Raw genomic sequence first — 11817 nt, 5'->3', positions numbered from 1 at the left:
CAGATGTTTCATGTCGCCCCCTTCAATTCACAACGGTCACAGGCACGCGGGCCTGCATCACCAGATTGGCCGTCGAAGACCCAAAGATCCGCGCGCCCAGCCCGCTTTCGGCGACGCGTGCAATGATGATCTGTTCGGCCCCATGTTTGCGCGCCAGTTTGTCCAATGTGTCGGACACGTGGCCATGCTGGACGACGCCGCTGGCCTGCTGACCGTCGGCTTTCACTTTGGCCACGGCGGGATCGATAATGCGCGACAGCGCCAAATCGATTTCTTCTTCGCGCCGCTTGTGGCGCTGGGCGTTTTCTTCGGCTGTCTGGAACGCAAAGGGGGACCATTCGATGACATAGGCCAGGACTAATTCACAATCGCCAATCAACCCGGCTAGCGTCTGCGCGTACGCCAACGCCCGTTCCCCGCTATCGCGGCCATCAAGCCCAACAAGCAATTTCGTGGTCATATGACTCTCCCATTGGAATGACACTGTACGAATGCTTGACGATGTTAATCTGTTTTTACAGGAAAAATGTTATAAAAACGCCGTTTTTGTTACAATTGGGCCACCGCGCCAGACCCTTTCCAAACCACCACATTTCGGATAAGGGCAGTCCATCTTGCTGAAGACAGGCGCCCGGACCCCAGCGCCGAACAAGATACCGGGGTCAGGGGGAATACGCCCCCTACGTAACAGGGCGAAGCGCCCGATAAGGAAGAACTGATGTTCAAGGAATTCAAGAAATCGATGCAGTGGGGCGAAGAGACGCTGACACTGGAAACGGGCAAAGTTGCCCGTCAGGCCGACGGTTCTGTGATCGCCACGCTGGGCGAAACCTCTGTAATGGCCAACGTGACGTTTGCAAAGAAGCCGAAGCCGGGTCAGGACTTTTTCCCGCTGACGGTTCATTACCAAGAAAAATACTATGCCGCAGGCAAGGTTCCCGGTGGCTTTTTCAAGCGCGAAGCGCGGCCAACCGAAAAGGAAACGCTGACCTCGCGTCTGATCGACCGTCCGATCCGCCCACTGTTCGTTCCCGGCTTCAAGCATGAAGTGCTGGTGATGTGCACAGTGCTGAGCCACGATCTGGTCAACGATCCCGACATGGTCGCCATGATCGCTGCATCCGCTGCACTGACGATTTCCGGCGCACCGTTCATGGGTCCGATCGCTGCCTGCCGCGTTGGTTTCACCGATGGCGAATACGTCCTGAACCCTGAAATCGACGACATGCACAACCTGCGCATGAACCCCGAACAGCGTCTGGACCTTGTCGTCGCCGGCACAAAAGACGCCGTGATGATGGTCGAATCCGAAGCCTACGAGCTGACGGAAGAGGAAATGCTGGGTGCCGTGACGTTTGCACACGAGCAGATCCAGCCAGTCATCGACCTGATCATCGATCTGGCCGAAGACTGTGCGAAAGAGCCGTTTGATTTCCAGCCGCCAAACTATGACGACCTGTATGCCGCGATCAAATCGGCAGGCGAGCAAAAGATGCGCGACGCCTATGCGATCACGGACAAGCAGGACCGCACCACCGCTGTGTCCGCTGCAAAGCAGGATATCATCGACAGCCTGAGCGAAGAACAGCAGGAAGACGCCAACCTTGGCGCCGCCCTCAAAAAGCTGGAATCTGCCGTGCTGCGCGGAGATGTCGTCAAGAACGGTCGCCGCATCGATGGTCGTCGTCTGGATGAAATCCGCGATATCGTGTCGGAAACCGGCATTCTGCCCCGGACCCACGGTTCGGCCCTGTTCACCCGTGGTGAAACGCAGGGTCTGGTCGTCACCACGCTGGGCACCGGCGACGACGAACAGATGATCGACGCGCTGACCGGCATGTATAAATCCAACTTCATGCTGCACTACAACTTTCCGCCGTATTCGGTCGGTGAAGTCGGTCGTGTGTCCGGCCCGGGCCGTCGTGAAATCGGTCACGGCAAACTGGCATGGCGCGCGTTGCAGGCGGTTCTGCCTGCTGCCACCGACTTCCCATATACGATCCGCATCGTGTCAGAGATCACTGAATCCAACGGCTCGTCGTCCATGGCGTCGGTCTGTGGTGGATCGCTGTCGATGATGGACGCAGGCGTTCCGTTGAAATCCGCTGTTGCCGGTGTGGCCATGGGTCTGGTGATGGAAGACGACGGCGATTATGCCATCCTGTCCGACATTCTGGGTGACGAAGACCACCTGGGCGACATGGATTTCAAGGTTGCCGGGACTGAAAACGGCATCACGTCGTTGCAGATGGACATCAAGATCGCAGGCATCACGCCAGAGATCATGAGCAAGGCACTGGCTCAGGCCAAGGCCGGCCGTCTGCACATCCTGAACGAGATGAGCAAAGCCCTGACCGGCGCGTCCGAATTCAGCGTTCACGCGCCGAAAATCGAAACGATGCAGATCCCCGTCGACAAGATCCGTGAAGTTATCGGGTCCGGTGGCAAGGTCATCCGTGAAATCGTCGAAGTGTCGGGTGCCAAGGTCGACATCAACGACGACGGTGTGATCAAACTGGCATCCAACAATGCCGACGCAATCAAGAAAGCTTATGACATGATCTATTCGATCGTGGCAGAGCCGGAAGAAGGTAAGGTTTACAAGGGTACGGTCGTCAAACTGGTCGATTTCGGTGCCTTTGTGAACTTCTTTGGCAAGCGTGACGGTCTGGTCCACGTATCCCAGATCGAAAACCGCCGCCTGAACCATCCGTCGGACGTTCTGAAAGAAGGTCAGGACGTCTGGGTCAAGCTGCTGGGCTTTGACGATCGCGGCAAGGTGCGTCTGGCCATGAAGATGGTCGACCAAGGCACCGGCGAAGAGCTGAAAAAAGAAGACGAAACCGCCGAATAAGCGGCTTTCTTCTTAAACGACATCAGGCCCCGACAAAAACGTCGGGGCCTTTTTGCGTTCTGACCATGACGACGGCGCGATGTGCCTTAGCTTTCGGGACACACAACCGGAGGATTATGATGAAGTTCGCATTTTGCATGCTTGCCACGCTTACACTTGTGGCTTGTGATACAACTGCTGGCATGAACATGCCCGCCAATATGCAAACACCAAGCGGCGCAACCGCTGAAACGGCAACAATGGGCAATACCGTCATCAACTGACGCGGCCCCAATCACCCAGAGGAACGAGCATGAAAAAGATTACATTGACCGCCATCGCATTGGCCACACTGGCCGCTTGCGCCCAACATGACACCATGGCGATGGAACCGATGGCGACGCAGCCCATGGTCATCGCAGAGCCCACGATGAACAAACTGTAAATCGTTGCCAGCGGGCGCCTTTATGGTGCCCGCTGACATCTATAGCAGGTGCATCGCCACCAGCACCCAGCCCGACAGAATGACACCGCAGATCAACGCGTAGCGGCCATTCCACCGCAAACCCACATGGCTTGCCGACACGCCGCCGTATTGCGCGATCAGCAACGTCGACGCGGTGTAGGGCGATGTCGCCCCGCTTAACGCCCAACCGCCCGTGATTGCCACGACAAAGGCCGCCGGCGATATCCCGATATCGACAGGGGCTGGCAGCAGCGGTGCCAGCAGCGAAACGGACAGGATCGGATTCATGCCGAACTGCCCGGTAATCGGCACGATCCAGAATAATGCCAGCAGCAGAACAAAAGGCGGCACCGACGACAAATCGATGCCGGACTGCGCGATGACCGGTGCCAGCAGGGCTGCACCAAGCGATCCGATGAACCCCGCCATCGCAAGCAAGACGATCTCTGCCCGGTTGCCGGGCAATTCCGTGATGGCATAATCGCGGGCCCGGCTGGCCACATGCAGGATCGGGTGCTTGTGATGGTTCAGCACATCCTGTTCGCCCATCCACAGCAGGGCAATCACGGGGACAACGATCATCACCACCCCGACAACCCGCACCCCCGACCACAGATGCAAACCCAGTGTCACCGTGGCGATCACGATCAACAGGGTCAGCAATGGAAACAGCTTGCGCAGCCATGTGCCTTCGGGCGGGACGATCGGGGCGGCTGGCCCGGCAATCTTGGGCTTGTATATGGTGTCCAATGCCCAGCCCGTGATGACCAGGACAGCACCCGATACAAGACAGGGCAGCACGGCCCCGCCCCATGTTGCACCGGGGATCAGTTGGGTTGTCACGGCGGTCGCAAAGGCCAGTGGCGACCACGGCAGCGTTGCGATGAATCCCCGCTGGATCGCAACCAGCATGCGACGGATGCGGTGCATGCGCCGTTCGGGATGCGGTTCATGTCTGGCGCTTTCCGTGGCAAGCCCGCCCAACAGCTGGATTGACCCATACATCAGCAGCAACCCGAACAACCCGCCACCTGTCGTCAGCGCCAGATACCGACGCCCCGGCGGCTGCGACGCCAGAAACCGCCCGGTCGCCACGATGGGCGCCGACGTCAGCGCAGCACTGCGCAACGACGTCAGGGCGGCAAAAAATGCCGTGATGAAACTGGCAGAGGTCAGCGCCGCCGCGATTGCACCTCGCGGATCGGGAAGAACCACAAAGGCCGCCACGACCAGCAACAGACCGATCAGCACAAAGATCCGGCGCGACCAGCGGATGTGGAACGCAAACACCACCAGTGCCGCAGCACTTGTGACCATTGAAATCTGCAGGAATACCGCAGGCCCGCCCCATTCATAGGTGCCGCGCGCAATCATTGTTGCGATCAACAGGACGCCGCCAAGGGCGTCAGTCAGGGATGGCTTTGACATGGGACAGCGCCTTGAAAATCAGCCCTGCATAGCGCGGAAGCTGGGGGACCTGAACCCTGCATGAAAAAGGTCAGACTGTTGCGATAGTTGCCAGTGTTGTGCCGCTGTCAGCAAGCGACAGGTGCCAGCTTATGCCGATACGTCAGCACCAATATCTGCCAGCGCGTCAAAAACCCGGGGCGCAGCAGCAAGAACGCGGCCACCCCGTGTCAACATATCGCCCATGGCAAAGCCTTGGCTGCGTCCGCCAGCCTCTTCGATCATCAATAGGCCACCCAGACAATCCCAGGCATTCATGTGCGGTTCAAAATACCCGGCAAGCCGTCCTGCGGCGACATCGGCAAGCATCATCGCACCTGACCCGTTGCGATAATACGCACCGCCCGCCCGCAAAAGCTTTTCGATCACACCTGCGGCGTCGGTGGCCGGGGTCCGGTGGCTTGCACCGATAGCGGTCATCGCGTCCGTGATGGCAAGGTCGGACGATATCTGCTGAAGCACGCCACCGCAGCGGAAGCCACCGCCAAGGCGCGCATCGTAAAGCAGGTCGTGGACAGGCGCGAAAGTTGCAGCGGCGACGGCGCGGTCATTTTCCACCACCGCAATCGCAACGCACCAATGCGGCAGGCCCGACAGAAACGGCATCGTGCCGTCGATGGGGTCGATCACCCATGTGAAACCGCTTGTGCCGGGCTTGGGGGCGTCTTCCTCGCCGATGATCGCATCCTTTGGATAAGATTTCGAGATCGCGTTGCGGATCAACACCTCGACCTCGCGGTCGGCGCGACTGACGACATCCTGCGGCGAAGCCTTGGCTTCGACCGCCAGCGTGTCGCGTTGGTTGAAGAATGCAAGCGCTGCCGCGCCAGCGTGGCGCGCCAGTTCGCAGGCATGGGCATGGCGGTCGATGATCGCGTCGGTCATGAAAGCTCCGTCAGTTAAGGCGGGTGACGCCAGTGGCATCGATACGAGGTTGCACAGCCCCGCCCGTCACCGGCGCGATCCGCGCGGGGCGGGTCGAACGCGTCATAGGCCCGTCATTGCCAAAGACCGGCAAATCCAGACCCGCGCCCGCGAAGTGGCCATACTGCACCCGACCCGCGATCAGATTGGCGTCACCGATTTACGCCTAGAAATCAAGGTGCTCGACGTTCAGCGCGTTGTCCTGAATGAATTCCCGACGCGGTTCGACGACATCACCCATCAACTTGGTGAACAGATCGTCAGCTTCGGCAAGGTCTTCGACCTTGACCTGCAACAGGGTGCGGGCGTCGGGGTCCAGCGTGGTTTCCCACAACTGATCCGGGTTCATCTCGCCCAAACCCTTGTAGCGTTGCAAGGTCAGACCACGTTCACCTTCTTCCAGAATGGCGTCCAGCAGGTCCAGCGGACCGGTGATGACCTGATTGCGTTCCTTGCGGTGCAGTGCGGCGGGCAGTTCATAGACGTCACGCAGCGCTTGCGTAAACGTGCCGGTCTTGCGCGCCTCTCCGGATCGCAGCATCGGGCCATCCAGCGTGCGGACTTCTTCAACGCCGCGCAGAATACGGGCCAGACGGATGCCGTGATCCTGCGTGATCCGGCCCTGCCAACCTCGTTCCCATTCCAGCGCGATCAGGTCCAGACGTTGCGCGACCTTGTCGGCCACACCCTGCAAATCGTCGGCCACGGCACCGGGGGCAAAAGCCCCTGCAATCGCGGCCTGTTCCAGAATATGGCGCGGATAATGGGTTGGAAAGGCATCCAGCACGCGCCGCAACGACCTTGCGTCTTCGACGACACGGCGCAGATCCTGACCGGTGATTTCCTCACCGTTGCCCTGCCGCAGCATAGCGCCTTCGATGCCCTGTTCGATCAGGTATTCGTCCTTGGCGGCCTGATCTTTCAGATACACCTCGGACTTGCCGCGCTGCACTTTGTACAATGGCGGTTGCGCGATATACAGATAACCGCCTTCGATCAGTTCCGGCATCTGGCGGAAGAAGAAAGTCAGCAGCAACGTGCGGATATGCGCGCCGTCCACGTCGGCGTCGGTCATGATGATGACCTTGTGATAGCGCAGCTTGCTGATGTTGAATTCGTCGCGCCCGATCCCGGTGCCCAGCGCCATGACAAGGTTACCGATTTCCTGACTGCCCAGCATCCGGTCGAAACGCGCGCGTTCCACGTTCAGGATCTTGCCTTTCAGCGGCAGGATCGCCTGCGTGCCACGGTCGCGTCCGGTCTGCGCCGATCCACCGGCGCTGTCACCCTCGACCAGAAACACTTCGGTCTTGGTCGGGTCTTTTTCTGAACAATCCTTTAGCTTTCCAGCCAGAAAGTTCACATCCATCGGATTCTTGCGCCGGGTCAGGTCGCGCGCCTTGCGCGCGGCTTCGCGGGCCAAAGCGGCCTCTACGATCTTGCCGACAATGATCTTGGCGATCTGGGGATTTTCCTCGAACCATTCCGCCAGCTTTTCACCGACTAGGTTTTCAACCGCTGGCCGCACCTCGGAACTGACAAGCTTGTCTTTGGTCTGGCTGGAAAACTTTGGGTCGGGCACCTTGACGGACAACACGCAGGTCAGACCTTCGCGGGCGTCATCACCGGTAAAGCTGATCTTTTCTTTTTTTGCGATACCGCTGGTCTGTGCATAGCTGTTGATTGTGCGTGTCAGGGCCGCGCGGAAACCCGCCATATGGGTGCCACCGTCGCGCTGCGGGATGTTGTTGGTAAACGGCAGGACCATTTCATTGTAACTGTCATTCCACCACATGGCGACTTCGACACCGATGTCGTCGCGTTCGCCGCGCACATAGATCGGTTCGGGCAGGATCGACGTTTTGGACCGATCCAGATATTTGACGAATTCCCGGACACCGCCGTCATAATACAATTCCGACCGCAGCGGTTCTGCGGGGCGTTCGTCTTCGACGATGATCCGGACGCCGGAATTCAGAAACGCCAGTTCGCGCAAGCGTTTTTCCAGCGTGTGGAAATCGAAATCACGGTTGCTGAAGGTATTGGTGCTTGCCAGAAACCGCACTTCGGTCCCCTTGCGGCCGTTGGCATCCCCTACGACCCGCAGGCTTTCGGTGGTATAGCCACCTTCGAACCGGGCGTAGTGTTCTTTGCCGTTCCGCCAGATCCGCAGTTCCAGATAGTCGGAAAGCGCGTTCACGACGGACACACCGACGCCATGCAGACCGCCAGACACCTTATAGGAATTCTGGTCAAATTTGCCGCCTGCGTGCAATTGGGTCATGATGACCTCTGCCGCGCTGACGCCCTCTTCCTTGTGCATATCGACAGGAATACCACGCCCGTTATCACCGACAGACACCGACCCATCTGCATGGATTTTCACGTAAACATGGTCGGCATGACCGGCCAACGCCTCGTCAATGCCATTGTCCACGACTTCATAGACCATGTGGTGCAGGCCGGACCCATCATCGGTGTCACCGATATACATGCCAGGGCGCTTGCGCACGGCTTCCAACCCCTTAAGAACCTTAATGGAATCGGCGCCATAGGCAGCATTTTCAGCGGTATCGTCGACCATGGGATTTTATCCTTATTCTTGTCCCTGAAATATATGCTTTTCCAAGGGTCGTGTCACCCGCAAAGCCCTATATTTTGTGGTCAGACAAAAGGTATCGCCAGCCCGACCGCAATCAGCAGTCCCCCTGCGATCCGGTTCGTTCGACGCAGCGCCGCAGGCGATGTCAGCAATCTGCGCGCGCGCCCGAAAAAGAACGCAAGGATCAGGTTGCCGATCAGCGGCACAGCAAAACTGGCGGTGCAGATCGCCACGATATCCAGCCGCGTCATCGCCCCCAGATCAAAGAACCCGGGAAGCACACCCATGTAGAACAAGATCGCCTTGGGGTTTCCCAGAATGACCGCCAGTCCGGCCATAAACCCCGCCCACATGCCAGGACGCGTCAGGCGGCTATTGGTCGACACGTCCCTGTCCGCGTGACGGATGATCAACCAGCCCATGACAAGAAACGTCACGCTCGCGACACCGCGCAGCACGACCATGAAATCGGCATAGACCGAAACAATCCATGACACGCCCAGGATTGCCAGCAGCGGCCACAGCACATCACCGACCACGACACCCAGCGCCAAAGGCCATGCCGCGTTGAACCCGCCGGACAGGGTCCGTGCGATCAACGCCACCCAGACCGGCCCCGGCGTCAGGAACAGCGCAAACAGCGCGCCGACATAAAGCGCCATATCGGCGGCAGAGATCGTCAAAACAGATGCCCCACCAGATCGACATGCGCCCCGAAATTCCACGCCGCGTCCCGTAAAGGCAGGATCATCAGCCCCTCGTCCACACGGGTTTTGATGCCTTGCGTGCGTGCATCGTCCAGCAGCGTATAACTCAGGGTGTTGTTTGCCCGTAGAAAACCGTGCCCAGCATACATCGGACGGTCCCCGAACAATACCATGAAATCCGCAAGCGACTGGCGTGAAACGGTAATCGCTTCTTGCAACAGGGCGGCGGCGATGCCCCGCCCCCGATGGTCTGGGTCGGTCGCGACCTCTGCCACACCAATGACCGGAACAAGCGCACCACCGACACGGATATCGCGCATCAACAACGCGATATGCCCGATGATCCGGTCACCGTCCCGCACGATCAGCCGCAAATGATGGCGCTGCCTGAAATAGGCGCGACCGTTGAAATCTGGGCCGAACGCATCGGCCATCAGCGTCGCAATCGCACGGTCATCGGCAAGGTTCAGCGCCAATTCGGGGATCTTTTCGACCTTCATGCCTCGCCTGTTTCGGTTGTCACGCAGGATTCGCCGTTGTCTTCGGTCACCGTCAGATATTGCGCCCGCGCACCCAGCGCGTCGAACAATCCCGCTTCCGTGCCCGTCATCCACGCCTGCGCACCCAGCGCGCAGATTTCATCATAAAGCGCTGCACGACGGTCCGCGTCCAGATGGGCCGCGACCTCGTCCAACAGCAAAATCGGTGGATGGCCCTGCTCATCGGCCAGCGCGCGTGCGTTTGACAGGATCAGGCTGATCAGCAACGCTTTCTGCTCTCCCGTCGAACATTCCCGCGCAGCGACGCCCTTGTCGGCATAAACTGCGTCCAGATCGGTGCGATGCGGCCCTGACAGCGTGCGCCCTGCGGCCATGTCACGCCCACGCCCATCACGGAACGCGTCAAGCAAGGCATCGGCATCGACCGCGCTCACATCGCCCGTATCGGCCAGCGTCAGCGTCGCCGCCGGAAAGGCAGTTTGCGCATCGTCCTGCGCTGCGGCAAGTGCCGCAAGACAGGCGCGCCGGTTGGCCTGCACCTCTGCCCCGGCGTCGGCCATCTGCTGTTCCAGCGCGCCGTACCAATGCGGATCGCGGACCATATCCTTTAGCAGGCGGTTACGTTCACGCATTGCGCGGTCATAGCGCAGGCTGGCATCCGCGTGGCCCGGCACAAAAGACAGCGTTGCACGGTCCAGAAAGCGGCGGCGGCCTTCAGCGCCTTCGATCCACAGCCGGTCCATCGCGGGGATCAGCCACAAAACACGCACGACAGACGCAAGTGCGGTCTGGGTCGCGGCTTTGCCGTCGATGGTCACACTGCGCGTGGCTGTGCCGTCAGCACCTGTTTCCAGCTCGTTCAGCCGCGCACCGCCGCCCAGATGCGCAACGACCTTCCAGCCCAACTGGTCCGGCTTGCGGGCAACCTCGCCCGATTGCGCACGCCGCAATCCGCGGCCCGGCGACAGATAGGAAATCGCTTCGATCAGGTTCGTCTTGCCCGCCCCGTTCGGCCCGGTGATGGCAACCGGGCGCGGGTCCACATCGACGACCGCCCGCCTGTGCGACCGGAAATGCGACAGCCGCAAGTGGGTGACGGCCAATCCACTCATGGGGCGTCCCACCTTCTTCTTGCCAAAAATATCCCCGCCGGAGGCCTCAGGTTTTCACAGAAAACCTGACACGTCACACGCGCATCGGCATCACGACATACACGGCAGAGGTATCGTTCCCCTCGCGCATCAGGGTCGGATCGCCAGAAGAGTTAAACAGGAAAACGGCGTTTTCGCGGTCCACCTGACTGGCGATTTCCAGCAGGTATTTTGCGTTGAACCCGATTTCCAGACGCTCGTCGCTATAGGCGACGGCCAGTTCTTCTTCGGCGTTGCCGGAATCTGGGGCGTTGACGGACAGGATCAGCCGGTCTTCTTCCAGTTGCAGTTTTACCGCGCGCGACCGTTCGGAACTGACGGTCGCCACACGGTCCACCGCCTTGGCGAATTCGGATGCGTCGACTTCCATCTTGCGGGTGTTTCCGGTTGGAATGACGCGGGTGTAGTCGGGGAACGTGCCGTCGATCACCTTGGACGTCAGGGTGATGTCAGGCGTCGCAAACCGCACCTTGGTTTCGGATACCGATACGGCAACCTGCAGTTCGTCATCATCCAGCAGCTTGCGCAATTCGCCCACCGTCTTGCGCGGCACGATCACGCCGGGCATGCCGGACGCACCCTCCGGCAGATTGGCGTCGATGCGGGCCAGACGGTGACCGTCCGTTGCCACACAGCGCAGCACCTTGCCACCATCTGAATCGGCCTCATGCATGTAGACGCCATTCAGGTAGTAACGCGTTTCTTCGGTCGAGATTGCAAATTTCGCCTTGTCGAACAGTCGGCGCAGCACCGGCGCGGGCGCGCTGAAATTGGTCGTATAGTCTGACGTCGCCATCACCGGGAAATCTTCGCGTGGCAGCGTCGCCAGTTGGAAATTCGACCGTCCGGCCTGAATGGTCAGCCGCGCGGATGCCGTGTCTTCGGACAAGGTGACAAGCGCACCGTCAGGCAACTTGCGGACAATTTCGTTCAGCGTGACTGCGGCCACGGTGGTGGCCCCGGCGCGTTCGACCTTGGCCGGGGCGCGATCCACGACTTCGATGTCCAGATCGGTCGCGCGGAACTGCACGGTGTCGCCTTCGGCCTCAATCAGCACGTTTGCAAGGATCGGGATCGTGTTGCGGCGTTCGACGACCGATTGCGCCTGTGCGACCGCCTTGAGTAGGCTGGCCCGTTCGATGCTGAATTTCATGGTCGTCCCCGTCG

The 11817-nt window shown here is 59.7% G+C and carries 11 protein-coding genes; 3 read left to right on the top strand and 8 right to left on the bottom strand.

Annotated features, from left to right (window positions below; translation table 11 throughout):
- Nucleotides 1-22 precede the first annotated feature (22 nt).
- The gene (locus tag GZH79_RS05980; RefSeq protein WP_211642868.1) at nt 23-460 is read right to left on the bottom strand and encodes a universal stress protein; all 438 of its coding nucleotides are present in this window, start codon (nt 458-460) and stop codon (nt 23-25) included.
- Between the two features lie 258 nt (nt 461-718).
- Between GZH79_RS05980 and pnp the strand changes: the two genes are divergently transcribed.
- The 3 genes from pnp to GZH79_RS05965 all read left to right on the top strand — a co-directional run bounded on the left by pnp (nt 719) and on the right by GZH79_RS05965 (nt 3278).
- Nucleotides 719-2854 (top strand): polyribonucleotide nucleotidyltransferase, encoded by a 2136-nt coding sequence (gene pnp / locus GZH79_RS05975; RefSeq protein WP_211642867.1) that lies wholly within the window; start codon nt 719-721, stop codon nt 2852-2854.
- Nucleotides 2855-2973: 119 nt separating this feature from the next.
- On the top strand, nt 2974-3117 hold the full coding sequence (locus GZH79_RS05970; RefSeq protein ID WP_211642866.1) for a hypothetical protein: 144 nt from the start codon (nt 2974-2976) through the stop codon (nt 3115-3117).
- Nucleotides 3118-3146: 29 nt separating this feature from the next.
- Nucleotides 3147-3278: a lipoprotein gene (locus tag GZH79_RS05965; RefSeq protein WP_211642865.1), complete on the top strand. Its 132-nt coding sequence runs from the start codon at nt 3147-3149 to the stop codon at nt 3276-3278.
- A gap of 39 nt (nt 3279-3317) precedes the next feature.
- Here GZH79_RS05965 and GZH79_RS05960 read toward each other — a convergent pair whose 3' ends face one another.
- The 7 genes from GZH79_RS05960 to dnaN form a co-directional block, all read right to left on the bottom strand.
- Nucleotides 3318-4727 carry a hypothetical protein gene (locus GZH79_RS05960; RefSeq protein ID WP_249219011.1) on the bottom strand — a complete coding sequence of 470 codons (1410 nt, stop codon included), beginning with the start codon at nt 4725-4727 and terminating at the stop codon, nt 3318-3320.
- Between the two features lie 129 nt (nt 4728-4856).
- Nucleotides 4857-5651, bottom strand: coding sequence for an inositol monophosphatase family protein (locus GZH79_RS05955; RefSeq protein WP_211642864.1), 795 nt, complete (start codon nt 5649-5651; stop codon nt 4857-4859).
- A gap of 205 nt (nt 5652-5856) precedes the next feature.
- On the bottom strand, nt 5857-8274 hold the full coding sequence (gyrB, locus tag GZH79_RS05950; RefSeq protein ID WP_211642863.1) for a DNA topoisomerase (ATP-hydrolyzing) subunit B: 2418 nt from the start codon (nt 8272-8274) through the stop codon (nt 5857-5859).
- Nucleotides 8275-8354: 80 nt separating this feature from the next.
- Entirely contained in the window at nt 8355-8975 is a 621-nt protein-coding gene (locus tag GZH79_RS05945) for a LysE family translocator (protein ID WP_211642862.1), read from the bottom strand.
- Nucleotides 8972-9499: a GNAT family N-acetyltransferase gene (locus GZH79_RS05940; RefSeq protein WP_211642861.1), complete on the bottom strand. Its 528-nt coding sequence runs from the start codon at nt 9497-9499 to the stop codon at nt 8972-8974. Before GZH79_RS05940 ends, GZH79_RS05945 begins: the two co-directional genes overlap by 4 nt.
- Nucleotides 9496-10611 carry a DNA replication/repair protein RecF gene (gene recF, locus GZH79_RS05935; RefSeq protein ID WP_211642860.1) on the bottom strand — a complete coding sequence of 372 codons (1116 nt, stop codon included), beginning with the start codon at nt 10609-10611 and terminating at the stop codon, nt 9496-9498. Before recF ends, GZH79_RS05940 begins: the two co-directional genes overlap by 4 nt.
- A 73-nt stretch (nt 10612-10684) precedes the next feature.
- Entirely contained in the window at nt 10685-11803 is a 1119-nt protein-coding gene (gene dnaN / locus GZH79_RS05930) for a DNA polymerase III subunit beta (RefSeq protein ID WP_211642859.1), read from the bottom strand.
- Nucleotides 11804-11817 lie beyond the last annotated feature (14 nt).

Source organism: Loktanella sp. SALINAS62, from assembly GCF_018263905.1.
In the GTDB taxonomy this organism is placed as follows: Bacteria; Pseudomonadota; Alphaproteobacteria; order Rhodobacterales; family Rhodobacteraceae; genus Loktanella.
Note: the sequence above shows the minus strand (reverse complement) of the source record. Positions and strands in the feature narration are given on the sequence as shown.

What these genes read in the sequence shown, in the direction of transcription:
- GZH79_RS05940 (WP_211642861.1), bottom strand. Translation starts at nt 9,499, where the DNA reads ATGAAGGTCGAAAAGATCCCCGAATTGGCGCTGAACCTTGCCGATGAC.
- GZH79_RS05965 (WP_211642865.1), top strand. Translation starts at nt 3,147, where the DNA reads ATGAAAAAGATTACATTGACCGCCATCGCATTGGCCACACTGGCCGCT.
- recF (WP_211642860.1), bottom strand. Translation starts at nt 10,611, where the DNA reads ATGAGTGGATTGGCCGTCACCCACTTGCGGCTGTCGCATTTCCGGTCG.
- dnaN (WP_211642859.1), bottom strand. Translation starts at nt 11,803, where the DNA reads ATGAAATTCAGCATCGAACGGGCCAGCCTACTCAAGGCGGTCGCACAG.
- pnp (WP_211642867.1), top strand. Translation starts at nt 719, where the DNA reads ATGTTCAAGGAATTCAAGAAATCGATGCAGTGGGGCGAAGAGACGCTG.
- GZH79_RS05980 (WP_211642868.1), bottom strand. Translation starts at nt 460, where the DNA reads ATGACCACGAAATTGCTTGTTGGGCTTGATGGCCGCGATAGCGGGGAA.
- GZH79_RS05970 (WP_211642866.1), top strand. Translation starts at nt 2,974, where the DNA reads ATGAAGTTCGCATTTTGCATGCTTGCCACGCTTACACTTGTGGCTTGT.
- GZH79_RS05955 (WP_211642864.1), bottom strand. Translation starts at nt 5,651, where the DNA reads ATGACCGACGCGATCATCGACCGCCATGCCCATGCCTGCGAACTGGCG.
- gyrB (WP_211642863.1), bottom strand. Translation starts at nt 8,274, where the DNA reads ATGGTCGACGATACCGCTGAAAATGCTGCCTATGGCGCCGATTCCATT.
- GZH79_RS05960 (WP_249219011.1), bottom strand. Translation starts at nt 4,727, where the DNA reads ATGTCAAAGCCATCCCTGACTGACGCCCTTGGCGGCGTCCTGTTGATC.